Annotated in this window: 20 protein-coding genes; 8 read left to right on the forward strand and 12 right to left on the reverse strand. The window is 30.7% G+C overall.

Annotated features, from left to right (window positions below; genetic code table 11):
- Window positions 1–149 precede the first annotated feature (149 nt).
- The 5 genes from asnB to V7P59_RS01920 all read right to left on the reverse strand — a co-directional run bounded on the left by asnB (window position 150) and on the right by V7P59_RS01920 (window position 7,986).
- Window positions 150–1,766: an asparagine synthase B gene (gene asnB, locus V7P59_RS01900; RefSeq protein WP_333808135.1), complete on the reverse strand. Its 1,617-nt coding sequence runs from the start codon at window positions 1,764–1,766 to the stop codon at window positions 150–152.
- A 234-nt stretch (window positions 1,767–2,000) separates the two neighbouring features.
- Entirely contained in the window at window positions 2,001–2,450 is a 450-nt protein-coding gene (locus tag V7P59_RS01905) for a hypothetical protein (RefSeq protein ID WP_333808137.1), read from the reverse strand.
- A 102-nt stretch (window positions 2,451–2,552) separates the two neighbouring features.
- Window positions 2,553–3,092, reverse strand: coding sequence for a hypothetical protein (locus tag V7P59_RS01910; RefSeq protein ID WP_333808138.1), 540 nt, complete (start codon window positions 3,090–3,092; stop codon window positions 2,553–2,555).
- A gap of 70 nt (window positions 3,093–3,162) precedes the next feature.
- Window positions 3,163–4,920: a TonB-dependent receptor gene (locus V7P59_RS01915; RefSeq protein WP_333808140.1), complete on the reverse strand. Its 1,758-nt coding sequence runs from the start codon at window positions 4,918–4,920 to the stop codon at window positions 3,163–3,165.
- A gap of 54 nt (window positions 4,921–4,974) precedes the next feature.
- The gene (locus V7P59_RS01920) at window positions 4,975–7,986 is read right to left on the reverse strand and encodes a tetratricopeptide repeat protein (RefSeq protein WP_333808142.1); all 3,012 of its coding nucleotides are present in this window, start codon (window positions 7,984–7,986) and stop codon (window positions 4,975–4,977) included.
- Window positions 7,987–8,174: 188 nt separating this feature from the next.
- Here V7P59_RS01920 and V7P59_RS01925 point away from each other — a divergent pair, with 188 nt between their 5' ends.
- From V7P59_RS01925 to V7P59_RS01940, 4 genes are read left to right on the forward strand one after another with little or no spacing between them, the layout of a single operon-like run.
- Complete coding sequence (locus V7P59_RS01925) at window positions 8,175–8,858, forward strand: cell division ATP-binding protein FtsE (protein WP_333808143.1); 684 nt, start codon at window positions 8,175–8,177, stop codon at window positions 8,856–8,858.
- Window positions 8,858–9,754 (forward strand): glycosyltransferase family 2 protein, encoded by an 897-nt coding sequence (locus V7P59_RS01930; protein WP_333808145.1) that lies wholly within the window; start codon window positions 8,858–8,860, stop codon window positions 9,752–9,754. Before V7P59_RS01925 ends, V7P59_RS01930 begins: the two co-directional genes overlap by 1 nt.
- A complete protein-coding gene (locus V7P59_RS01935) occupies window positions 9,747–10,478 on the forward strand; it encodes a class I SAM-dependent methyltransferase (protein ID WP_333808147.1) in 732 nt (243 codons plus the stop codon). Before V7P59_RS01930 ends, V7P59_RS01935 begins: the two co-directional genes overlap by 8 nt.
- 2 nt (window positions 10,479–10,480) lie before the next feature.
- On the forward strand, window positions 10,481–11,416 hold the full coding sequence (locus V7P59_RS01940; protein ID WP_333808149.1) for a glycosyltransferase family 2 protein: 936 nt from the start codon (window positions 10,481–10,483) through the stop codon (window positions 11,414–11,416).
- Here the strand turns inward: V7P59_RS01940 and V7P59_RS01945 are convergent.
- From V7P59_RS01945 to V7P59_RS01955, 3 genes are all read right to left on the reverse strand, one after another.
- Window positions 11,407–12,279, reverse strand: coding sequence for a class I SAM-dependent methyltransferase (locus V7P59_RS01945; protein WP_333808151.1), 873 nt, complete (start codon window positions 12,277–12,279; stop codon window positions 11,407–11,409). The two genes, V7P59_RS01940 and V7P59_RS01945, sit on opposite strands and share 10 nt — an antisense overlap.
- A 113-nt stretch (window positions 12,280–12,392) precedes the next feature.
- The gene (locus V7P59_RS01950) at window positions 12,393–12,797 is read right to left on the reverse strand and encodes a sugar 3,4-ketoisomerase (RefSeq protein ID WP_333808153.1); all 405 of its coding nucleotides are present in this window, start codon (window positions 12,795–12,797) and stop codon (window positions 12,393–12,395) included.
- Window positions 12,775–13,593: a glycosyltransferase family 2 protein gene (locus V7P59_RS01955; RefSeq protein ID WP_333808155.1), complete on the reverse strand. Its 819-nt coding sequence runs from the start codon at window positions 13,591–13,593 to the stop codon at window positions 12,775–12,777. The genes V7P59_RS01950 and V7P59_RS01955 overlap by 23 nt, the downstream gene beginning before the upstream one ends.
- A 72-nt stretch (window positions 13,594–13,665) precedes the next feature.
- Here V7P59_RS01955 and V7P59_RS01960 point away from each other — a divergent pair, with 72 nt between their 5' ends.
- Complete coding sequence (locus V7P59_RS01960) at window positions 13,666–14,829, forward strand: glycosyltransferase family protein (protein WP_333808157.1); 1,164 nt, start codon at window positions 13,666–13,668, stop codon at window positions 14,827–14,829.
- Here V7P59_RS01960 and V7P59_RS01965 read toward each other — a convergent pair.
- The 4 genes from V7P59_RS01965 to V7P59_RS01980 are packed head-to-tail and all read right to left on the reverse strand — an operon-like array spanning window position 14,788 to window position 18,725.
- On the reverse strand, window positions 14,788–16,059 hold the full coding sequence (locus V7P59_RS01965) for an O-antigen translocase (RefSeq protein ID WP_333808159.1): 1,272 nt from the start codon (window positions 16,057–16,059) through the stop codon (window positions 14,788–14,790). The genes V7P59_RS01960 and V7P59_RS01965 overlap by 42 nt on opposite strands.
- Entirely contained in the window at window positions 16,060–16,632 is a 573-nt protein-coding gene (locus tag V7P59_RS01970) for an acyltransferase (RefSeq protein ID WP_333808161.1), read from the reverse strand.
- Complete coding sequence (locus tag V7P59_RS01975; protein ID WP_333808162.1) at window positions 16,633–17,751, reverse strand: DegT/DnrJ/EryC1/StrS family aminotransferase; 1,119 nt, start codon at window positions 17,749–17,751, stop codon at window positions 16,633–16,635.
- On the reverse strand, window positions 17,748–18,725 hold the full coding sequence (locus tag V7P59_RS01980) for a GNAT family N-acetyltransferase (RefSeq protein ID WP_333808164.1): 978 nt from the start codon (window positions 18,723–18,725) through the stop codon (window positions 17,748–17,750). The genes V7P59_RS01975 and V7P59_RS01980 overlap by 4 nt, the downstream gene beginning before the upstream one ends.
- 110 nt (window positions 18,726–18,835) lie before the next feature.
- Between V7P59_RS01980 and V7P59_RS01985 the strand changes: the two genes are divergently transcribed.
- From V7P59_RS01985 to V7P59_RS01995, 3 genes are all read left to right on the forward strand, one after another.
- A complete protein-coding gene (locus V7P59_RS01985; protein ID WP_333808166.1) occupies window positions 18,836–20,623 on the forward strand; it encodes a gliding motility-associated C-terminal domain-containing protein in 1,788 nt (595 codons plus the stop codon).
- 98 nt (window positions 20,624–20,721) lie between these two features.
- Window positions 20,722–23,745 (forward strand): amidohydrolase family protein, encoded by a 3,024-nt coding sequence (locus V7P59_RS01990; protein ID WP_333808168.1) that lies wholly within the window; start codon window positions 20,722–20,724, stop codon window positions 23,743–23,745.
- 2 nt (window positions 23,746–23,747) lie between these two features.
- Complete coding sequence (locus tag V7P59_RS01995; protein ID WP_333808170.1) at window positions 23,748–25,040, forward strand: amidohydrolase family protein; 1,293 nt, start codon at window positions 23,748–23,750, stop codon at window positions 25,038–25,040.
- Window positions 25,041–25,089: the final 49 nt, after the last annotated feature.

The raw sequence follows: 25,089 nt of genomic DNA on the forward strand, positions 1-25,089 counted from the left end.
TTAAACAAAAGTGTCTTAAAACGTATAAAAACAGCTTTATTTTCAATTTTTGATGATTTTTTAATTTCCTCAAAACAGAAGAAGTAAAAAAAACCTCTTTAAAACGCAATTAAAGAGGTCTTTCAAAACAACAAACCTAATAAAAAACACTAAACTATTACTTTTTCTACTGCAATAGACACATCTGCTTTAACATGAGCTGCATTAGCCCTTCCGCTTGGATCTTGGTTTTCTTGCCATTTTGGAATCCATTTGCGAACCGTTTGTGCTGCACTTTCTTGTGGAAAATGCTTGTGAAATATCCTTCTGTAATAAAACGCTTCTTTTGTAACTGGCGTGTTATAGGGAAAGAACAGTTTTGCTTTTTCAAATTCTTCATCCGTTACTTGGCTTGAACAATACTCGATTAAAGTATCAATCCAGTTGTAACCTACTCCATCAGAAAACTGTTCTTTCTGTCTCCATAAAATTTCTTCGGGCAAAAAAGGTCTTTCGGGTGTATCGAATGCTTTTCGTAAAATATATTTTTCAATTCCGTCATAGGTTTTTGGCATTTTTTCTTCGGGTTGAATTTTAATTGCTAAATCCAAAAATGCTTTATCTAAAAAAGGAACTCGAGCTTCTAAACCGTGTGCCATAGTTGATTTATCCGCACGAAGTAAATCGGCAGTAAATAATTTTTGAACACGTTCAATGGTTTCTTTTTGGAAATCTAACACGGATGGTGCATTTCGAAAATACAAATAACCTCCGAAAATTTCATCAGCACCTTCTCCTGACAACACCATTTTGATTCCTTTATCCGTAATTGCTTTTGACAAGAAATACATCGGCGTGCTGGCACGAATTGACGTTACATCATAGGTTTCCAAATGCCAAATTAACTTATCTAAAATTTCGATTCCTTGTTCAACAGTGAAATGAATTTCGTGATGTGTAGTTCCAATAAAATCCGCCACTTTTTTTGCAGCTACTAAATCGGGAGCCGAAGCATCTAATCCAATTGAAAACGAATGCAATTCTTGTCCGGTTCCTTGTAACAATCTTGACGTGATTGACGCTATTAATGACGAATCCAATCCTCCTGAAAGTAATACTCCAAAAGGCACATCGCACATTAATCGTTTTTCAACCGCTTGGGTTAATGTTTTGTTTAAAGATTGTAAATCTAATTTTTCTACTGCTTTTTCGTGTGCTTCCCATTCTGGTTTGTAGTATTTTACGAAACCTGTTTTTTCGGTGTAATAATGTCCTGGAGGAAAAGTGGAAAATGATTTACATTGGTCGGCAATCGCTTTCATTTCAGACGCAAAATACAAACGACCTCTTTCATCCATTCCGTAATACAAAGGTTTAACTCCAAGCGGGTCGCGAGCAACGATGTAATCATCACCATCAATAACGACTAGAGCAAAAATTCCGTCCAACATATCACAGAAATCGTAACCAAATTCTTCATACAAATACACAATAACTTCTGAATCCGATGTAGTTCTGAACGTGTGATGTTTCAACGTAGTTTCTCTTAACTTTTTGTGATTGTATATTTCACCATTATGCACCATCCAAGCGGAATCCGTTCCTTGAATAGGTTGTTTTCCCGTGTGTAAATCGACAATTGACAAACGTTCGTGAGCCAAAATATGACCTTTCTCTGTTACATGAATATCACTTTCATCTGGACCACGATGGCTCATTCTTTTTGATAATTGTTGCACTAAAGCTTCTTCTTTTCCTTTTCCTATAATGGCTAATATTCCGCACATACCTTTTTAGTTTAAATGTTTAAGAGTTGATAAGTTTAAGTAAAATTTTAGATTCACTTAATTTGATGAAGCAAAATTGAATATATAAGTTTAAAAAATAAACCTTAAAATAAATTTTAATTATAATTTAAAACTAAAAAACGATTTTTTAATTAAATCAGAAACTTTAAAAGTGGTTTTGAGTTTGTTTTGGTTACAAATCATAAAAAAAACCACTCAAGTGAGTGTTTTTTTTTATTCGATGGATTTAATTTCGAATCGATTTTTGTTGATTTCAACCTCATCTCCGAGACTTTTTCCCATTAATTGACTTCCTAAAGGTGATTGTGGTGAAACGGGGATAATCGTTTTATTTTCGAGTTGGATTTTTGGCAAAGCGGCGCTGATATAAAACAGCATTTCGTTGGTTTGAACTAAACTTCCAAGAGCAACTTTAGAGTGAATTTGATCTACATCAATTTTATCCACAACGTTTTTTTGAGCAATAATTTCAGCTAACTTTTGATTGAGTTTTTCTTGTTCTAAATGCATCATCGACAAAGCGGTTTCATGCTTATCACCAGCCGAACCTTTCGCATCGTTTTGTGCATCTTGAGCCAAATCGGAAATCATAAAACGCAATTCGTTTATTTTCTCCGATAATAGATTTTGGTAATGGGATTTTATTTTTTGTTTGAATGTCATGGTGAAGAGATTAACTACAAAGAAAGCACTAAGGGTAAAAAATAGCTAATTTTCAAAATTTTGTAAACTTCATTATTCAAAAAATATCTCTAAGGATTAATCTTAATCATATTGCTCACCTTCTTGAACTAAAATAAATTTTTCTGGAAAGAAAATTCTGCTTTTCTCAGAATTATTAATTTTATCAACTATTTCTTTTATTAAATAATTAGTTTTAAAAGTAGTATTGTTTACTAATTCTAAACTCATAAAGGGTTTTCCTATATACTTTTTATTAATTTTATTAATTGCTTTTACAATTTCAAAATCATATTTAGTATCAATATTTACATCCCAATAAACAACTATTTTTTCTCCTTCTAATTTATAATTGAAAAACATCCAACATTCCGGAGAATAAGAAATATCTAAAGTATCTTTGCTTTGAAAGTGAAGAGCCAATGAAAAATTATCTCCTTCTTGATTAACCCAATTAGAAGTGCAACTATCATTAACTATTTCAGAAATATTTTTAAATGTAATTCTTTTCTTTGAATCATAATTATCTACAATATCTGAAGAATTATTCAAGTTAGCATTTGACGATTCTTTAATCTCTTTACAACTTATAAATAAAACTAAAACAATTAAATACTTTTTCATGATTTAATATTTCAGAGATGTTTTAACCTCTAATAGAACACAAAAAACCCTGCGTCTTTGCGGTTATATTTTAAAAATCAAATTTATAGTTTGCACCTAACAACACCTGAATGCCTTGTACTGGGAAATTTGCCCAACGGTTGTATTGTTGATTTGCTAAGTTGTTTCCTTTTAAGAAAGCGGTTAATCTTGTATTGTATTTAAATCCTACATGCGCATTCAAATCGAAATAACTATCTAAGCTTACAGTTTTAGTTGAAAAAGTGCCTGGATTAATTGTTAGATCATCTTGAACAGAAATTAAATCTTTTCTTTCGCCTACAAAAAATACATTCGCACCTGCATACCATTTTTCGTTTATATCAAAATCAACTGTTGAACCAATTTTCAATTGTGGTAAGTTCCACGCTTCTGCTTGTAAATCTGTTGAATAATTGTTGTAGGTTCCGTTGATTCCGAAAGTTACATTTTTAGAAAAATCGGCTTTCAATTCTCCGAAAATACTTAGTGTATTCAAATCGTCATATACTACTCCAAATGAGTTTCCGTAAGCATAACCATTCGTATTTCCGTTAGCTGGATCGTATTCATTACTTACAAACAACGCTCTGTCGCCTTGATTTTTATTAGAAAGTCTTACATTAAACGCTACCGAATTGGCAAGTTTCCCTTTCATCCCAACATACAAATCATATTTATTATCGGTTGGCGCAATAAACATTGTTGGAGAAACAAATGGATTTTGATCTACGAAATCCGCATACGAATTTTGTTCTAAATCGCCTTCAGCACCTGCATAAGCCACCAAGATATCTCCTACTAATTTATATGACGCTTTAATGTTTGGGTAAACAAAAATTCTCCCATCGCTTTCACCATCTAATTTAACTGTCGCATAGTAAAGTCCGGCACCAATTTGAACTGATAAATCGTCTTTTTGGTATAAAATACTTGGTTTTGTTCCTGCTATGATAGCACTATATTTAAGTTCTGAATCAACATCATACATTCTGTCAAAAGTTCCACCTACATAATCTACTACAAAATCGGCTTTAATTTTTTGACTCATTACATCAAAACTAAAATTAGGTTTTATAAAAAAACGATTTTCACCCGAATCCAATCCATCAGAAAAACGTTTGAATTGTAGGCTAGCGTCTTTAAAGAAACTATCTTTAAAACTCATTTTTCCACCTAATGCAATTGTATTGTAGGTTTGTTTTGAATCAATTCCGGCAATTGTAGCATCATCAAAGAAAATTGATTTTGTAGGCAAACCATACCAATTATAGATTTGGTTTTTCACGCCTAAATCAACGTTCCAACTCATATCGCGTTCACGAACTCCGTAAGTAAGATCTAAACTGGTGTTATAGAATTTGTCATCTAAAACTAAGTCTTTAATTCCTCCTTGAGACGATAAATGACGCAGCATTCCACCCACATAATTACTTCTACTTAGGTTTTGAGTTATAAATAATTCAGCATTAACTGTTGAATAATTACCAAAACCTAAGGTTGCATAATTATTGTATAATTTTTCTTTTTCAGTTTTATCCACTCCAGCTGCTTTACCTTTTGCTGGTGTAAAGGTAGATGCTACAGGAAAAGAGAAAATATTATATTGAATAGCTTCCTTTTTTTGTTCTTCTTCATCTTCTAAAACGGGCGTTTCTTTCACTTTGAAAGCATCTGAAATAGTTGGTGTATAAGGCTTCACAATGTTTACCACTTCTGAACCAATGTTTTCATCTTTCTTTTGAGAAAAAGAAAATTGGATTGCAGCTAGAAAAACAAAAACTGTTATATATAAATTGAATTTATTCATATTCATAATTTTTAGATGCTGAAATAAATTCAGCATGACAATTAGATGTGATTATTATTTTGTGATTGATGAATTACGTTTTGCTTCTTCTCCTTTGATGAAATCGAGTTCTTTTTGAGCTTCTTCGATTACATCTTTATATTCTTTGAAGTTTTCAATTACACTTTCTAAAATGTATGTTGCTTGAAAACTATCTTTTAATCCGTAGAAGTTTTTCGCCATAATTATTAAACTTTTCGCACCAAAATATTTGTATCCTGAATAATCTTTAGCGATTTTTTGTACTACAACATTCGAAGGTTCAAACTTACCTTCCTTGTTTTTGAAATAAGCATCGTAATACAAAGCTTCGGCTGCTAATTCTCCTTTTGCTATTTTTTGCAATTTAGCATAAGCCTCTTTCGCTTTAGCTTCATCATTTGTTTTGATGGCCGAACGCGCTACGATAATTTGAGCATCACTCTTAATTCTGTCGTCGATTTTATCGTTTTTCAATACTTTATCAGCATATACAACAGCATTCACAAAATCTTGTTTTTCGTAATACGATTTCATTAAGTTTGATTGTGCATAGGTAATGTTTTGTGGAAAATCAGCTTCGGTTTCCAGACGTTTTAAAACTGGAATTGCGCTATCGTAATTTTTTGCTTTCAAATGCACTTGACACAAACGCGCTAATGCTTGTTCGGTAAATTCATTTCTTGGTTTAGCAACCACAAACTCATAATGTTTTACTGAATTTGCTTCTAAATTATCAGCAAAATACAATTGGGCCAAGTAAAAATTCGCTTTCAATGCATGTAATCCATTTGGAAACTTACTTACATAACTTGTAAATCCTGAAATGGCTTGTTTGTTGTTATTTTGCAAATATTGTTTTTCGGCAGATTCGTAAGTATCATTTTCTAAATCAGCATTAGTAACTTCAACAAAAGACAAAGTTTTTACCCAATTTGCATATTCATCTACTTGACCTTTATCTACATAAATTAAACGTGCTGTTGAAACCGCTTCAATTGATTCTGGTGAATTTGGGTATTCAGCTACTACTTTTTTGAATTTCGATAACGCTAAATCTTCTTTGTTTGAATTGTAGTAAATCAAACCTTGTTTTAAAATTGCTTTTGCTACATACGAACTCGATTTGTATCCATTAATTAATCTATCGTAAGTTGCAATTCCTTTTTCATTTTGGTTTTGATTCACATAAGTATTTCCTAATTCATACAAAGCATCATCTGCATATTGCGAATTTGGAAACGTTTTTGAGAATTTCTCTAAATCTTCAATTTTACGATCGGGTTTACTTACAAATCCGTAGCTGATTCCTTTTTGAAATGCCGCATAATCTGCGTCGACACTTTTCATGTCAATCGCTTTGTTGTACGCATCCATTGCTGGCCAATATTTTGCTGCCATGAAATTACAATCTCCTAATCTCAAATATGCATCGGTTAAACGAACTTTATCATCTTTAGATGACTTTGTGTAAGCATCGAAATATTGAATGGCATTTTCATATTCTTTCAATTTGAAATACGAATATGCTAAGTTGTAATTTGCATTCTTGAATTCAGGCGTATTTGATGCTTCAGATGAATTTAAAAACTGTTTAAAACTCAATTTTGCTTCTTCAAATTGGTCTAAATTGTATTCTGTTTCGGCTTTCCAAAAAGTAGCTCTTGCTGTGAATTTTGGATCTTTATTTTCGGCTAACGATTTTTTAAATAAACCATAAGCCCCTTTATAATCACCATCGGTGTACAATTCCAAACCTCTGTAAAACGTTACTTTTTGATACGCCAATTTGTTTTCTGGAGATTTACTTTTTTCTAATAAAACTAAAGCTTCTTTATAATTTTTTGAGGTGATATACGAACTAATTAACAACGTATTAATTTCTGATTTATATGGTGTATTTGGATATTTCGCCAAATAGGCATTCATCACTTCTGGTACCGATTTATATGGATTTCCGATTTCATAACTCAATTTAGCATAATTCAAATACGCATCTTCTTGAATTTTCAAATCAAATTCCATTTCGGAAGCCGTTTTGAACGCATTTAAGGCTTGTTGCTTCTTATCGGTTTTTAAATAACTTTCTGCTAAATGATAGTAAGCATTTTGTGCTACCGCATCATTTCCACCAATTATTTTATTGAATTGTGAAATGGCGTTTTCGTAGTCTTTTTGTTGGTAGTAGGTATATCCTAATTGGTAAAAATCGGTGTTATTCCATTTTCCTTTTTTACCATTGTAAGCCAATAAATAAGGAAGCGCTTTGTCGTATTTTTTCAAATTGAAATAACTTTCGCCAATGATTTTAGACAATTCACTTTTCTCTTCACCTTTTGATTTTGGCAATTGTTCTAAACCTAAATCGATAGCTTTTTGGAAATTTCCAAGCTTGAAATTCATATCTGCCTGAAAATAACCCATTTTTTCTTTGTATTTATCTTGGTCCGAAACTTGTTCAAAATATTGATTTGCGCTTTTATAATCATCCGTTTCATATGACATATAACCTAAATAATATTTCGCCTGACTTCCGAAAGTCTTCGAATTTACTACTTGATTGAAGTATTTTGTAGCTTCTTTAGTGTTTTTTGCAGTGAAATACGCATATCCTTTTTGGAAATTATATTTTTCTCTATCTGCTTGCGACATATTATTCGAATCCGCTTTATCAAACCATTCTAATGCTTTTGGATAATTTCCTTCATCAAAATAAAAATGTGCCACTTCAATATAGGCTTGATTTGTTTTTGTACTCGTTGGATAATCTTCCACAAAACTTTCTACTAAAACGTCAGCTCCCATTTGATTCAAACGAATTGCACAATTAGCAATATAGTAAGCACAATCCGATTCCACTTCCGAGTTATCAGCTTTAGACTTGACTTTATCAAACAGAATTTGAGCCGCTTGGTATTGTTTATCCTTGTACAATTCAAGTGCTCTATTAAACTCTGTTAAATCATGAGTATAAACAGAAGATTGTTGGGCTAAAAGTGTTCCTGAAAGAAACATTACTAGAAAAGAAAGTTTTAAATACTTTATCATTTGATTCGTTATTTATAAGTTCCAAATATAAGGCTTATTGATAGTATTAACGAAGGTTATTAACATAATATTGTACAATTTTTGAACATAGTTTTTAACTAAACACACTATTTTTAATCGAAATTGGTTTAAAATTTTGAAACAGAACCATAAGTTATTACTTTTACATTTTAAAATCCATTAAAACTATGTCACAATCAGTTCTATCTTTAAAAAACGTAACTATTTATCAAGATAAAAATCCGGTTTTAACCGATGTAAACATCGATGTAAAGCATGGAGAATTCATTTATTTAATTGGTAGAACAGGTTCAGGAAAAAGTAGTTTTTTAAAAACACTTTATGCTGATTTAGCCTTAACAGACGGAGAAGGAAGTATTGTTGATTATGATTTAAGAACTCTAAAAGAGAGTGATATTCCTTATTTAAGAAGAAAATTAGGAGTAGTTTTTCAAGATTTTAAATTACTCTCTGACCGAAGCGTTAAAGAGAATCTTCTATTTGTTTTAAAAGCAACTGGCTGGTCAGAACAAGAAGAAATGGATGTTAAAATTGAAGAAGTTTTGGACAAAGTTGGAATGAAAGGTTTTGCTTTTAAAATGCCACATCAGCTTTCTGGTGGTGAACAACAACGTGTTGGTATTGCAAGAGCTTTACTAAATGATCCAGAAATTATTTTAGCAGATGAACCAACAGGTAACTTAGATCCACAAACTAGCGTAGAAGTCATGGAAGTATTACGAAAAATCAATGAAAATGGAAAAACCATTTTAATGGCAACTCATGATTACGCTTTAGTTTTAAAATACCCTTCAAAAACATTGAAATTTGAAGGCGGAAAAATGTTTGAAGTAGTTCAAAGAACGGTGTAATGTTATCGATTTTAATTCCTACATATAACTACAATGTTTATCCATTAGTTACGGAATTAAAATATCAAGCAGATAAATTGGATATTGCTTATGAAATCTTAGTTCAGGATGATGCGAGTACAACTTTTTTAGAAGAAAATACCGAAATCAATCTTTTACAACATTGCTCCTACACATTAAATCATGAGAATTTAGGTCGGGGAAACAACATCAACCTACTAAATAATCGAGCGCAATTTGACTATGTACTCATTATGGAAGCCGATGCTTTTCCTGAAAAAAAAACTTACTTACAAAATCTAATTGCTTCGATTAATCAAGAAACACAAGTGTTGTTTGGTGGCGTAACCTATCCGAACGAAAAACCTGAAAAAGATAAATTACTTCGTTGGAAATATGGTAATGAACGCGAAAGCATTCCGTTATCAGAACGATTGAAAAATCAATATCATTTTGTTTTTACTTGGAATTTAGTACTCAAAAAAGAGTTGCTTTCCAACTATCATTTTCCATACAATGTAAAAGATTATGGATATGAAGATGTAGTTTTTATCAACCAATTAAAAAAGAATAACATTCCTATTCAACATATTGAAAACAGATTAATACACTTGAATACTGAGTCGAGTGCAACTTTTATTGAAAAAACAGAAAGAGCAACAACTACTTTAAATCAATTGATTAAAAACAATAAATTAGATTTAAAAGATACTAAAATTGGAAAAGTTTACCGCAAAATTCAGTTTTGGCAACTTAATATCGTAATTTGTTTCTTGTTTAAAAAACTTGCTAAAGAAATGATTGCCAACCTGACGTCTTCTAATCCTAGTTTGATTGTGTTGGATTTATACAAATTAGGTTACTTTTGTTTACTCAATCAAAAAAAGCATGTATAGTTCGTTAAAAAATAGTCTAACCCGATTTATTCCTAAAAAATTGCTCTTTAGAATTGAGCCTATTTTACGAAAATGCTTTGCAATTTTTAAAAGAGGAAACCATCACACATGTGTAATTTGTGATTTCAAAGCTTCAGATTGGGTGCATTTGCAAAATCACGACTTACTTTGTCCGAATTGTGGAAGTCTTGCCAGAGATAGACGTTTATGGAAAATTTTAAAAGAGCAATACATTAAAACTAACATTGATATTTTAGACTTCTCTCCTTCTCGATCTCTATTTCGTAAATGGAAAAAAGAACAGAATGTAAACCATATAGCTTCTGATTTATCTGGAGATTTCATAGCTGATGTTACTTATGATATCACTCAAATTCCGGAAAAAGAAAACACATTTGATTTGATTATTTGTTATCATATTCTAGAACATGTTATTGAAGATGTAAAAGCAATGAGCGAATTGCATCGTATTTTAAAACCAAATGGAACCATTATAATTCAAACACCTTTTAAAGAAGGAGAAATTTATGAAGATTATAGCATTACTTCAGAAGCCGATCGATTATTACATTTTGGTCAAGAAGATCATGTGAGAATTTATTCTGTTGAAGGATTAAAAAAACGATTAGAATCTGTTGGATTTACTGTTAATATTCAACAATTTCAAAAAGACAATTATTTAGGTTTTTCGGATAAAGAAATTACATTTTTTGCTACTAAATAACTATGCCAAAAATATCTGTTGTCATACCGCTTTATAATAAAGATTTCATTATTTCTGAAACCTTGAATTCCGTATTAGCGCAAACTTTTACTGACTTTGAAGTGATTATTGTAAACGATGGTTCAACGGACAATAGTTTGGAAGTTGTTTCGCAATATACTGATGATCGAATTCGCCTTTATAATCAAGAAAATAGTGGTGTTTCAAAAACTAGAAATGTAGGCATTGAGTATGCTAAAGGGGAATTAATCGCCTTTTTAGATGCAGATGATTATTGGTATCCTAATCATCTAGAAGAATTATATCAACTTTACATTGATTTTCCGAATTGTGGAATTTATTGTAATCGTTATATAATAAAAACTACAACCAAACATTTTCAAAAGCCAATATTTAATGGGATTGATGATAATTTCAGAGGAATTGTTCCGAATTACTTTTATTCAAATAAACCATTTAGAATAACATGGACATCAGCTTTAATGATTGAGAAAATGATTTTGAAAAAACTAGGAGGTTTTAATGAAAATGTTGAAGTAGTTGAAGACATAGAACTTTGGATAAAAATAGGTCTTTTATACCCTGTTGCAATAACAAATAAACTAACTGCATTGTATAATTTTAACTCCCCAAATAGCTTAACAAAAAGAAAAATTTGTGAAATGAAACTTTTTGACTTTTCACAATTTGAAAGAGCTGAAGAAAACAACATCTATCTAAAAGAACTGTTAGATTTACATCGCTTTTTTTATGCTATTCAATACAAATCAATTGGTGATACAGAAAATGCTTTATTTTATTACACAAAAATAGCTCCCAAAAACTTAACTTTTACAAACAAAATACTATTTAATTTACCAAGTTTTGTTTTACAACTACTTTATAAAATAAAGCATCTTTTAAAAAAGATTGGAATTGAATTTTCAACTTATAATTGATTACACTTTTTGTAAACTCCGAAAATAGCATTATTCTCATTTGTTTCATTAATATATTTTGCTTCTTCATCTAAAATAAAACGAATCCACCTTTTAGTTTCAGGTTTATCATTTACAAAATGATGTGCAATATTTTTAAATAAAGGTTGAATGATAGTCCAACCTAATTCTACTTCCTCAACTATCTCGAAATTTTGATGTAGTGCCTTTTGTAAATTTTCAGAATCAGGAGCTTCCGATGGATCCACTAAAAACATTCTTAAAATTCCGGGACGATAAGCTTTTCTTTTTATCCAATTGGTATTTGGTAATTTTCTGTAATTTTCTGGCAAATCAGTCAAAATTTGATTTACTTTTCTCAATTGAGAAGATCTCCACTGTAATCTATTTGGGCCACAAAACTCAAACACAACCACAATTCCGTCATCATTTAATAACGGCTGAATAGTTGTTTTTAAAAAAGAAGTAATAGCACTAAAATGATGCAAACTAGAATCAAATAAAATGACATCAAACTTCTGGTTTTTAAAATTCATTTTAGTGAAATCTCCAGCTTGATAATCAATATTTAATTCTTCCAATTTAGCATAATCTTTAGCCTTTTTAATACTTTCTTTAGAAATGTCAATTCCAACAATTTTAGAAAATGGAAATTGTTTAGCAAAGTTTCTTTCATGCAAACCTTCGCCACATCCGATGGAAAGCAAGGCAATTTTAGAATTTGAACTGAAGTATTTTTTAGCAATATATTCTTCGTAGGTAACATTTGAGTCTCCAGAAATCTTAAAATTCCAATCGGCTTTTACTTCAGGAATTACCCAAAAATCGGATTCTGTTTGAAAATTATCCCATTTAGATGCCACTCGGTTTTGATTTGATAATTTAAACAACTTACAGATCAAAAACAAAAAACCTTTCTGCTTTAATTTTAAATAAAAATCGACAAAATCTCCTAAAGTTATCAATAGAAAAAAAATTAAGATTTAGTGGTCAAAAACTCCTCAAACTCTCTTATGTAATCTTCTTCTGAAAATACATCAGAAGCTATTACTAAACAAACGGCACCCGAAGAAAAATTTTTTAATTCACGCCAAATTCCATTCGTTATTAAAAGACCTTCAAAAGGTTTGTTAAGTGTTACCGTTTTTTGTTGATTTCCATCATTCAAAATTACATCAAAACTTCCAGATAGTGCTACTAAAAATTCTTTCTGCTCTTTATGGGAATGTCCACCACGCTCAGCACCACTTGGAACATCATACAAATAATAAACGCGTTTTATTTCAAAAGGAATTACATTATTTTCAATTACTGACAAGTTTCCTCTTGGATCTTCAATTTTTGGAAGGGATAGTATTTTACAATTTTGTAGCGTTGACATAAGCTTTTTTTCCTTTAAGCGCTTGCGTGAGTAAATAATAAACTTGAGTAATCTTAATTTTATTTTGTTTTAAATCGAAAAATAATTTCAAAGCTACCCAAAATAAATACATTTTACCAAAAATGCGATAAAAAACAGCACTTTGTACAAAATATAATTCTGAACTACTTGTTTTTTCTCCTGTTGATAGATCAGCATGAAGTAAAATGGTTTGAGGCATAAAACCTATATTCAAGCCCTTTCTAATAGCATCTGAAACAAAAACAGCTTCTTCTCCCATATAAAATGTAGATCCTAAGCCGAAATTCTCATCAAAAATTAAATCCTTTGTTTTTATACTTTCCGTTTTAAAAACCAATTCAACTGAAGATGAATTTAATATTTCAAAATGAGAAAGTTTTTGTAGAAATCTTTTTGGATATTTTTTAGGAAAAATTCCATTTTCATTTTCATACTGAAATCGGAAACCATCATGTTTTATATTAGAATTGAATGCATTCAATATAAAATCTTCAAATCCCAATTGAAAAACAACATCATCATCTGTTAACACAATTATTTTTTTTGTCGCCATTTTTAGCGCCAAATTTCTGCTTTTAGACAACCCTTTCTCAAAAGAATTAATTACTTCAACATTTTCAAAATCAGATTGTAATAATTTATCGGGAGTCGTTTGATTGATTACCAGTAAATTAAAATTGGAAAAATCAGAAAATACAAACATTGTTCTCAAAAAATCGAAATTCGTTCGATTCATCGTCGCAATTAAAATTTGAATATCCGATTTTTGATACATATTTAGCAATTGTACTATATTTACACAAAGATATAAATTTACAATTTAGAAGTCAGCATTTAAAACCATCGCATGAAAATACTTTTGTTAGGTGAATACAGTCGTTTACACAATTCTTTAAAAGAAGGATTAGAAGCGCTTGGACATGAAGTAACAATTGTAGGTTGCGGTGATAAATTTAAAAGATTTCCTGTTGATTATTCTATTTACACTAAAATATGTAACGATACCAGTATTGGAAATTTTATATTTAAAAGTGTTCGAAAAATCATTAGTTTAGATTTAGAAAAAATTGAAAAAGCCATTCGTTTTTATTTGCTTTTAAATAAGTTTAGCGATTTTCATCATGTACAATTAATCAATTCTGATGCCTTAGAAACATATCCATTTTTATCACGATTTTTATATAAAAAACTATTCCAAAAAATTAAGAACAGAAGTTTATTAATTTGTGGTGATGAAACTCCGATTGTGGATTATTGGTTTCAAAATGAATTAAAATATTCGGTTTTAACACCTTACTTTGAAGACAAATCATTAGAAAATCAATTTCAATTTCCATTAAAATATCGAAAAGAAAATTATCGAAAAACGTTTCATTGGCTGAAAGAAAACTGTCAAAAATTGATTACTTCCGATTTAGATTATGAAATTCCGATGCAAAAAATGGGATTTTCAACTACGTTTATCCCTAATCCAATAAATACAGATGTAATTGCTTTTCAACCATTAGAAAACACTCCTAAAATCGTAATTTTCTTAGGCATTAACCGTTTAAGTTCTATAAAAAAAGGAATTGTATATTTTGAAAAAGCATTAGAAATTATTCGAGAAAAATATGCTGATAAAGTAGAAATAATCGTAACTAAAAACCTTCCGTACAGTGAGTATATTTTAGCTTACAATAAAGCGCACATCGTTTTGGATCAAGTTTTTGCATACGATCAAGGTTACAATGCTTTAGAAGCTATGGCAAAAGGAAAAATAGTTTTTACGGGTGCTGAAACAGAATTTTTAAAGTATTACAAGATAAATGAAGATGAAGTTGCCATTAATGCGTTACCAAATGTAGACTACCTTGTTAGTAAACTATCATTTTTAATAGACAATCCAAACGAAATAATTAGAATATCTAAAAATGCTCGAAGTTTCATAGAAAAAGAGCATGATTATAAAATTATTGCAGAAAAGTATTTAAATTGTTGGTTTATAAATCAACTTTCTAAAAAAGAATAAAACCACGAGAAAAGTTATCACATTGGCATAAAAATAAGCCATAACAGCACCTTCCACCGAAAATTGTCTCAATAAAAACAAAACTCCAAAGTAAAACAGGAGATTAAATAGAATTTCTACAATTAAATACTTATTAACCATTGCTTTTACGAGAATTTGATATCCAAAGGCTAAAGTCATGATCTTAAATAAATCGCCTAATAATTGCCAAATTAAAAGTGATTTCACCAATTGAAATTTGGAAGCTAATACATAATCAATAATCCAATTTTTAGCTACAAATACGAAAAATAAAACCAAAATAAATAACGGAACTAATGTTTTAAAATAATATCTAAGTTCCTTTTTAAACTCATCATCTGTATTTAACTCTGAAAGTTTTGGAAGGTAATACATAGATAAGCCTGCACTAAAAAACATCATGTAAAATCCTGAAATTCGATTCACGGCTTCCCAATTTCCAGCAGCATCAAGAGAAATTTCTGAAATGATTGAATTTCGAATTAATAAAGAAGTTAATGGAATAATAATAGCGCTAATCAAAGCCATTAATAAAAATTTATTAATACTTTTTAAATACGTAAAATCAATATTCTTTAAAGTATTAAAATAGTGAAAGGCTTTATTTTTATGTAAAAAGAACAACGTACAAATTAGCAAAACAACATCTGAAACAACTAAAGCAAAAATCGCTCCATCCAATTGATTTTGAATTGTATAATAAGTTGTAAAAGCAAAAATCACTACAGAACTCACCAATTGTAAACCAATTAATTTCTTGAAAAATTGTTGGGCATTTAATAAGGTTGCTAAAAAAGATTGGAATGTAAAAAAAGGAAGTAACAATCCAAATAAAATCAAATAGTTGGAATAAATATCTGTCTGAAATAATAGTTTACTCCAAATGGCAGCAAAAACAATGATTACTAAAGAACTAACAAGAGTAATAATTCCAAAAAAAGTTAGGAAAGTTGAAAATATTTTTTCCCTTTGCTCGGTTTCTTTATTTTCAATAAATAATTTTATAAAACCTTCTTTCAGTCCAATAATACTAATCGATTTGAAAATACTTGTAAAGTTTCTCAAATTTCCTATCAAAGCCATTCCAGTAGAACCTAAATACACTGAAACAATATTAACAGAAACTAAACCTAATATAAATTGTACTAAAACAGCAATCGCATTAAGCGACAAGACTTTCAATAAAATATGTCGGTTAAAAAATGACATTTATTTGATATCTTTTACTATTTGAGCAGGATTTCCTGCAACAATAACATTCGATGGAACTTTTTTAGTTACAACTGAACCATTTCCGACAACTGAATTCTCACCAATTATTACTCCTTTTAAGACAGTAACATTATCGCCAATAAAAACATTTTTCTCTATTACAATTTCAGCCGATTTTGGTGTTCCAAAAAGTCGATCATCTTTTTCTAATGAATGTCCATCATTATCTAAAATAGAACAATTAACACCTATCAAAACATTATCTTGAATAGTAATTTTAGATAATGCTTCAATAGTACAATGATTATTTATGTAAACATTATTCCCTATGATAATTTCACTTTCTAAACTTCTTGCTTCAAAATAAGAATAATGCGAATAGTAATTAGGCGAATTTACAACTCCAATTTGAACATTTTCACCAAACGAAATCTTTCCTTTTCCATTCAAAAGTAAAGGATGATATAATTTGGGCTGACCCGAAACTTGTTTACAGGAAGACAGATATTTATATTTCAAAATGCGAAGCTTTACAAAAGCAAATTGTTTTAATTGATGTAAAATTCCCATTTAGTAGTTATTTAAAGTTGAAATAATATGCTGTAATTCTGAGGCTTTTAAACCCGAATTCAATGGAATACTCAACACTTCATTATGAATCTTTTCGGTAATTGGAAAAGATAAATTATTCCAATTGGACAAAGCTTTTTGTTTATGCGGCGGAATTGGGTAATGAATCATGGTTTCAATTCCGTTTTCTTTTAAATAGTTTTGTAAATCTATTCGGTTTGAAGTTCGGATGACAAATAGATGAAATACGTGATTTTGAGATAAATCCCAACTTGGCATTACAATTTTATCGTTTTTAATTTCCGAAAGATAGCGCTTTGCCATACTTCGGCGAAATTCATTTTCCGAATCTAATTGTTTTAACTTTATACTTAAAAAAGCGGCTTGTAATTCATCTAATCTTGAATTAAAGCCTATTATTTCATTTTCATATTTTACCTTAGAACCATAATTTCGCATTGAAAACAAAACTTCTGCTAATGCATCATCATTGGTTGTAATGGCTCCTGCGTCACCTAGAGCACCTAAATTTTTACCTGGATAAAAGCTAAAACCAGCTGCATGACTTAAATTCCCAGCTCTTGCTTTTTCCAGCTTCTGGCTACCAACTTCTAACTTACCTCCATGAGCTTGAGCTGCGTCTTCAACAACTAATAAATTATGTTTTTGAGCAATTTCATTAATCACATTCATTTCACACAATTGACCGTATAAATGAACAGGTAAAATAGCTTTTGTTTTCGCAGTAATCTTAGCTTCAATCGCTTCTGGATTGATATTGAAAGTCTCTAATCTTGGCTCTACTAAAACTGGAACTAAATCGGTTTGTAAAACGGCTATAATGCTAGCAATGTAAGTGTTAGCAGGAACAATAACTTCATCTCCTTTTTGTAATTTACCTAAATGAATATACCCTTTTAAGATTAATACCAAGGCATCTAATCCGTTTCCTACACCTATACAATGTTTTGTACCACAATAAGTAGCAAAATCAGATTCAAATTGTTTTACCTCATTTCCTAAAATATACCAACCGCCTTCAAGAAATTGCTTCATTTTTTTCTGAAAAGCAGCTTCAAAAGGTTGGTTCAGTTTTTTTAAATTTAGGAAATGTATCATAGTAAAACGTTATCTAAAAGTTGGTAGTTTTTGGTCTCAATCTCATAAAAATTTTGAACAATTGTTCGTGCTCCAAAACCTTCTTTCCAAAACAATAATCCTTGATTTATATTTTTACCTTGATTTTCATTAGAAATTCCGAAATCAAAATATTTTTTATTACGAAACGTAGAGGTTATCAAATGATTGTGTAAAAAATCTAAACTTCCCGTTATATTTTTTGAATCATCTGCCGAAATATATTGCGAATGTGCTACAAAATCACTTTCAAAAATAGTTGTTCCCGCAATAATTTTTCCTTCTTTATAAACGTTAAACTGTCTAATATTATTGGGGAATTTGGATTTTAAAAATGTTATTTCTTCTAGTGAATGCACTGGTTTGGTTTGATGTTTTTGAGCTAAATTAGGAATTAATATTTCATTCCAAAAAGAAGTAAAATCATTCTCTTCTTTACATTGTAAACCCAAATCTCTTCCTCTTTTTATTCCTTCTGCTCTGCTGCTACTAAATTCGAAATCTGTTTCTAAATTAATAACTGACAAACTATCTCTTCTCACTAATTTTGCATTTAAAATAAAACTTAAATACTCCATTTCATCAGAAGGTGATTCATGATAAATAGCGGGTAATTGCTTTAATTGTAAAGATGAAATATTATTTTCATTTAAAAATACTAACAATGTATGCATCATCTCCATTACATCTTGCAATTTTGATTTTTGATTTAAAATCAGTCCACCATATGTTAATCCTTGATGGGAATACAATGTATTGCCCACTTTATTTGCTGGTAAAATGGCCTTTAATTTTTTCTTATCATCAAAAATAAGGAGCGAAAAATCATCAAATCGATCTTGATGATATTCCATAAAATCGCGATGAAATAGAAATGTAGCATTTTTAGCATGGGCTACAAATTGATTCCATTCTTTATGATGTTCGCCTGAATACTTTTGAATTTCGTACTTCATTTAACCCTTTAAATAATTTGGAAAATTACTAATTTTTTACATTATCTGAATTCAATATATCGTTTTTTAAAAAAAATATAGTAATTTGGAACCAAATTAATGGTTCTCAAATGATTAAAAAAACTACTTTTCTACTAATTATTGGGTTTCTTTTAACGCCTTTTTTATTCTTTGGGCAAAATATTTCATTATACACTCAAGTTAATGGAAGATATGATTTTACTTTTGTTGGTAATACAATGAATATTGCTGAAAATAATCCGAGTAATTTTTATGTTACCAATACATCTTCATCTGCAACTTTAAATTTAGGACCAAATGATACCGTGGTTAAAGCCTATTTATATTGGGCAGGAAGCGGTGATGGTGATTTTCAAGTAGATTTAAACGGGACAAGTATAACTCCAGATAGGACTTTTTCACATTCTCGTTTTTTTAACCCAGATACATTTACCTATTTTAGCGCTTTCAAAGACATAACTTCTTTTGTTCAAACAACAGGAAACGGAACTTATACTTTGTCTGATCTTGATATTTCTCCATTTGAAGCACTACATTATTCTAGAAAAACAAATTTTGCTGGTTGGGCCATATTAATAGTTTATGAAAACCCTACTTTGCCTTTAAATCAATTAAATATTTATGATGGTTTACAAGGAGTTCCTGATGCCTTACAAATAAATTTGACCAATTTATACGTGTTAAACAATGCTAATGCCAAAGCTGGGTTTATTGCATGGGAAGGAGATTCACAGTTACCCACTGAAACTTTTACAGTTAATGGCACTATAATTAGCAATCCTTTTAATCCACCCAATAATGTATTTAATAGTACAAATTCTGTAACAGGTTCCAATCAATTGTATAATATGGATTTGGATATTTATGATATTGATAGCTACATCTCCATTGGAGACACTAATGCTTCTATTGCACTTACCTCATACCAAGATTTCATCATGATAAACACGGTAATAACCAAACTTAATAGTCAATTACCAGACGCTACTATTGTACTAAACAATCCAATTTCCACATGCGATTCGAGAGAAGTCAACCTTAATTTTACTGTTTCAAATGTAAATAGTACTGAATTTTTACAAGCAAATACACCCATAACTTTTTATGTAGGAACTCAAGCTATTGGAACCACTTACACGCAAAATATAATTCCTATTGGAGGTAGTGAAAATGGAAATATTACACTAACTGTTCCCAATTCAATATCAAATAGTTTTACACTTTTAGCAGTAGTTGATGATAGTGGAAATGGCAATGGTATAGTTACAGAATTAGCAGAAAACAATAATACTTATCAAATTGATATTGAACTAACGGTCTCTCCAAATTTCAATGTTTTGTCATCATTAACGAGCTGCAATTTAGGATTAACACGAGGAATTTTTGATTTTTCTAGTTATACAGAACTAGTTCGAACTAATCCTAATCACATTGTATCATTTCACGAAACATACAATGATGCATTTCTAAATACAAATCCAATTACTATAATTTCAAATTACGAAGCTATTATAACTCCAAAAGAAATTTTTGTTCGAATTGATAATGGTTGCTTCTCAATAACTTCTTTTACATTATTAACAGAAAACTGTCCACCTATTGTTTACAATGCAGTTTCTCCTAATGGAGACCAATCCAATGATACTTTTTTTATTGATGGTCTTCGAGATATTTTTGTAAACTTCGAATTACAAATTTACAATCGCTGGGGCAAACATTTATGGACAGGAAATAACAACAAACCCGATTGGAATGGATATGTAGAAGATGGTGTAGGGAGCACTTTAGCTCCTGCCGGAACTTATTACTACATTCTTTATTTAAACGATCCTAATTATAAAGAACCTTTAACAGGTTATTTATACATAAACAAGTAGTTTTCTTTTAACAAAAGTTAAAATTTATCAAATAATATTCTTACATTATTAAAATCAAAGATAATTTTTATCTTTAGCCTTTACTAAACCAAAAAAACATGAGATACTTATCGTTATTGTTAGTATTCTTATTGACTCTATCTAGTCAGGCACAAGAATACTTTCCAAAAAATGATGGCGTAAAACAAAGCTTTAAAAACTTCACTGCTTTTACAAATGCCACTATTTACGTATCAGCAACGCTAAAAATTGAAAAGGCAACGCTGTTAATCAAAGAAAACAAAATTGTAGAAGTAGGCACTAATGTTACAATTCCAAAAGGAACTAACATTATTGATGCTACAGGAAAAACAATTTATCCTTCTTTCATCGAATTGTATAGCGAATTTGGAATTAGCAAACCTATGCCAAGACCAAATGGAAATTTCACGCCTCAATACGATACCAATCGCGAAGGGTATTACTGGAACGATCACATCAAACCAGAATATAATGCGTATGAGAATCTAAGCTATGACACTAAAATTGCTGGTAATTTAAGAGAAGCTGGATTTGGAACCGTTTTAAGTCATCATAATGATGGTGTTATCGCAGGAACAGGCTTACTTTGGACATTAAACGACTTCGGTACAAATGCTGATAGAATATTAAAAGATAAAGTATCACAACATTTTACATTCAGTAGAAGTAAATTTACTAAACAAAGTTATCCTTCCTCTTTAATGGGAAGCATGGCTTTAATTCGACAAGTATATCATGATGCCAAATGGTACACTCAAGGAAACGCTACTACGAAAGATTTATCCTTAGAAGCCTTCAATTCAAATAAATCTTTACTTCAAATCTTCAATGCTGGAGATAAGTTAAACGCTTTAAGAGCGGCAAAAATTGGAAATGAATTTGGTGTAAAATATCTAATAAAAGGTAGCGGAAACGAATTTGAACGTATTGACGAAATCAAAAAAGCGGGTGCTACGTTTATCATTCCTTTAAATTTCCCAGATGCCTACGATGTTTCTGATCCATATTTAGCACAACAAGTGAGTTTAAGCGATATGAAATTTTGGAACCAAGCGCCATTTAATTTAAAAATATTAGCAGAGAACAATGTTTCATTTATCTTAACTTCTTCAGATTTAAAAGAAACAAAATCGTTCTTATCCAATTTAAGAAAAGCGGTTTTATATGGTTTACCAAAAGATAGAGCGTTATTAGCTTTAACAGAAACCCCAGCCAAACTAGTTAATCAATTTGACAAAGTAGGTTCTATTGCCAAAGGAAAACTAGCGAATTTCATTATTGTTTCAGGTGATATTTTTGAAGATAAAAGCAACATTTTAGAAAACTGGGTTCAAGGAAATAGAAACATCATCGATAAAATTAATCCTACCGATATTAAAGGAACTTATGATTTAGTTTTTGACAACAATAAATTTGAACTAAAAATTGAAGGTGAAGCACCTAAATTTGAAGCTAAAGCAGTTAAAGATAGCATCAACTTTGGAACAAAAATCCAATTCAATGATCCTTGGGTAAATTTGGTAATCAAAAATCAAGATACTACAAAAGCAAATTTTGTTAGACTTTCTGGAACTTTCGTTAAAGATATGATGCAAGGAAAAGCCGTTTTAGAAAACGGAAATGAAACATCTTGGATAGCAACAAAAAGACCAACAGAAGTTAAAGAAGATAAAAAGAAAGACAGTAAAAAAGACGAGCCAAAAGTTCCTTCCATGTACGCGGTAATGTATCCAAATATATCTTTTGGAACTGCTCAAAAACCGAAACAAGAAACTATTCTATTCAAAAACGTAACGGTTTGGACAGGTGAAAAAGAAGGAAATCTTAAAGAAACTGACGTATTAATACAAAACGGAAAAATTGCAAAAATTGGTAAAAACTTACCCACAACTGGAGCAAAAGTTATTGATGGAACAGGAAAACACTTAACCGCTGGAATCATTGATGAACATTCACACATTGCCATTTCAAACGGAGTTAACGAAGGCGGACAAAATTCATCAGCAGAAGTTACAATTGAAGATGTGGTAAATTCAGAAGATATTAATATTTACAGAAATTTAGCAGGTGGTGTTACTTCGGCTAACTTATTACATGGTTCTGCAAATCCTATTGGGGGTCGTGCGGCATTCATCAAATTAAAATGGGGTTATTCACCTGATGAAATGTTAGTAAAAGATGCTCCAAAATACATCAAATTTGCTTTGGGTGAAAACGTAAAACAATCAAATTGGGGTGATTTTGCTAGAAATCGTTTTCCGCAATCACGCATGGGGGTAGAACAAGTTTATGAAGATTATTTCACCAGAGCTATTGAATACAAAAATGAGTGGGAAGCCTACAAATCAGGTAAGAATAAAAAAATGCCAAGATTTGATATCGAAATGGAAGTTTTAGGTGAAATTTTAGCTAAGAAACGTTTCATCACTTGTCATTCTTATGTGCAATCAGAAATCAATATGTTAATGAAACTAGCAGAGCGTTATGGTTTTAAAATTCAAACGTTTACGCATATTTTAGAAGGATACAAATTAGCAGATAAAATGTCAGCTCATGGCGTTGCTGGTTCAACCTTTGCCGATTGGTGGGCGTACAAATATGAAGTTAATGATGCTATTCCATACAATGCAGCTATTATGATGAATGAAGGTGTAAAAGTTTCCATCAACTCAGATGATGCTGAAATGTCCAGACGTTTGAATCAAGAAGCGGCTAAAACGGTTAAATACGGAAACGTAACAGAAGAAGAAGCTTGGAATTTCGTAACCTTAAATCCAGCAAAAATTCTTCAAGTAGATAACAAAGTAGGAAGTATTAAAGTAGGTAAAGATGCTGATGTAGTTCTTTGGTCGGATAGTCCGCTTTCAATTTATACAAGAGCTGAAAAAACTTTAGTAGACGGAATCATTTTCTATGATTTAGAAAAAGAAAAAGAAGTAATGAGCGAAATCCAAAAAGAAAGAGCTGAATTAATTAACTTTATGTTAGACGCTAAAAACAAAGGAATGAAAACGCAATTACCTAAGAAAAAAGAAAACGGTCATTACCATTGTGATACTTTAGGGGAATATTGCAAAGAGTCGCATTATAAATACAATTAATCATGAAAAAATATATAGTTCTTTTATTAATTTCTTTGTTTGGTTTTGCCCAACAAACGCCAGCGCCAAAACAAAGCAAATCGATTTTAATCTTAGGTGCCAAAGCGCATTTAGGAAACGGAAAAGTTATTGAAAACAGCTTGATTTCAATTATTGATGGAAAAATTGCAAACATTGGCGATGCTACTATAATGAAACCAGCCAAACACGACATTGTGATTGAAGCTTCTGGAAAACATGTTTATCCTGGATTCATTGCCCCAAATTCAACATTAGGTTTAGTTGAAATCGATGCCGTAAGAGCATCGGATGACGAAAGTGAAATTGGAGAATTCAACCCACACGTAAGAAGTATTATTGCCTACAATGCCGAATCAAAATTAGTGGAAACAACACGCCCGAACGGTGTTTTATTAGCGCAAATTACTCCTAGAGGCGGTAGAATTCCCGGTACTTCATCAATCGTTCAATTAGATGCTTGGAACTGGGAAGATGCTTCTATTAAAACAGATGATGGTGTTCACTTAAACTGGCCAAGAAGTTATTCTAGAGCGGGTTGGTGGGCTGAGCCTGGAGGCATCGAAATGAATAAAAATTACGATCCACAAGTAAAAGCGATCCAAGATTATTTTGATAATGCATTTGCTTATTTGGGAAGTAAAAATGCAAAAAAAGATATTCCTTATGAAGCGATGAAAGGATTACAATCAGGTGAAAAAACCTTATATGTAAACGCAAATGGTGAAAAAGAAATTATTGATGCGGTTTTGTTTAAAAAGAAAAACAACATCAAAAAAATGGTAATTGTGGGTGGATATTACGCCTTTAAAGTAGCCAATTTACTAAAAGAAAACGATGTCGCTGTTCTTTTAAATCGTGTGCATAGTTTGCCTTTATTAGAAGATGAAGATGTAAATCTACCATATAAAAATGCTAAATTATTAGTAGATGGAGGTGTTTTAGTTGGTTTACAAAATGCGGGTGATATGGAGCGTATGCAAACCAGAAACCTTCCTTTTTATGCAGGAACTTGTGCTGCTTGGGGATTAACCAAAGAACAGGCGTTACAACTAATCACTGGGAATTCTGCAAAAATATTAGGAATAGACAAACAATATGGAACTTTAGAATCTGGTAAAAGCGCCACTTTATTTATTTCCGAAGGTGATGCTTTAGACATGAAAACCAATGTAATTTCATTAGCGTTTATTGATGGAAGACAAATCAGTTTGGAAAGTCACCACACCGAATTGTACCAACGTTACAAAGGAAAATTCGAACAACAAAAAAAATAAGACCAAAAGCCTTTCAGTAAATGAGAGGCTTTTTTTGTACTTTTGCTCT

This window comes from Flavobacterium sp., assembly GCF_036782315.1.
In the GTDB taxonomy this organism is placed as follows: Bacteria; Bacteroidota; Bacteroidia; order Flavobacteriales; family Flavobacteriaceae; genus Flavobacterium.

What these genes read in the sequence shown, in the direction of transcription:
- V7P59_RS01905 (WP_333808137.1), bottom strand. Translation starts at nt 2,450, where the DNA reads ATGACATTCAAACAAAAAATAAAATCCCATTACCAAAATCTATTATCG.
- V7P59_RS01910 (WP_333808138.1), bottom strand. Translation starts at nt 3,092, where the DNA reads ATGAAAAAGTATTTAATTGTTTTAGTTTTATTTATAAGTTGTAAAGAG.
- V7P59_RS01920 (WP_333808142.1), bottom strand. Translation starts at nt 7,986, where the DNA reads ATGATAAAGTATTTAAAACTTTCTTTTCTAGTAATGTTTCTTTCAGGA.
- V7P59_RS01985 (WP_333808166.1), top strand. Translation starts at nt 18,836, where the DNA reads ATGATTAAAAAAACTACTTTTCTACTAATTATTGGGTTTCTTTTAACG.
- V7P59_RS01930 (WP_333808145.1), top strand. Translation starts at nt 8,858, where the DNA reads ATGTTATCGATTTTAATTCCTACATATAACTACAATGTTTATCCATTA.
- V7P59_RS01975 (WP_333808162.1), bottom strand. Translation starts at nt 17,751, where the DNA reads ATGATACATTTCCTAAATTTAAAAAAACTGAACCAACCTTTTGAAGCT.
- V7P59_RS01970 (WP_333808161.1), bottom strand. Translation starts at nt 16,632, where the DNA reads ATGGGAATTTTACATCAATTAAAACAATTTGCTTTTGTAAAGCTTCGC.
- V7P59_RS01935 (WP_333808147.1), top strand. Translation starts at nt 9,747, where the DNA reads ATGTATAGTTCGTTAAAAAATAGTCTAACCCGATTTATTCCTAAAAAA.
- asnB (WP_333808135.1), bottom strand. Translation starts at nt 1,766, where the DNA reads ATGTGCGGAATATTAGCCATTATAGGAAAAGGAAAAGAAGAAGCTTTA.
- V7P59_RS01995 (WP_333808170.1), top strand. Translation starts at nt 23,748, where the DNA reads ATGAAAAAATATATAGTTCTTTTATTAATTTCTTTGTTTGGTTTTGCC.
- V7P59_RS01965 (WP_333808159.1), bottom strand. Translation starts at nt 16,059, where the DNA reads ATGTCATTTTTTAACCGACATATTTTATTGAAAGTCTTGTCGCTTAAT.
- V7P59_RS01940 (WP_333808149.1), top strand. Translation starts at nt 10,481, where the DNA reads ATGCCAAAAATATCTGTTGTCATACCGCTTTATAATAAAGATTTCATT.
- V7P59_RS01925 (WP_333808143.1), top strand. Translation starts at nt 8,175, where the DNA reads ATGTCACAATCAGTTCTATCTTTAAAAAACGTAACTATTTATCAAGAT.
- V7P59_RS01955 (WP_333808155.1), bottom strand. Translation starts at nt 13,593, where the DNA reads ATGTATCAAAAATCGGATATTCAAATTTTAATTGCGACGATGAATCGA.
- V7P59_RS01960 (WP_333808157.1), top strand. Translation starts at nt 13,666, where the DNA reads ATGAAAATACTTTTGTTAGGTGAATACAGTCGTTTACACAATTCTTTA.
- V7P59_RS01950 (WP_333808153.1), bottom strand. Translation starts at nt 12,797, where the DNA reads ATGTCAACGCTACAAAATTGTAAAATACTATCCCTTCCAAAAATTGAA.
- V7P59_RS01980 (WP_333808164.1), bottom strand. Translation starts at nt 18,725, where the DNA reads ATGAAGTACGAAATTCAAAAGTATTCAGGCGAACATCATAAAGAATGG.
- V7P59_RS01990 (WP_333808168.1), top strand. Translation starts at nt 20,722, where the DNA reads ATGAGATACTTATCGTTATTGTTAGTATTCTTATTGACTCTATCTAGT.
- V7P59_RS01915 (WP_333808140.1), bottom strand. Translation starts at nt 4,920, where the DNA reads ATGAATAAATTCAATTTATATATAACAGTTTTTGTTTTTCTAGCTGCA.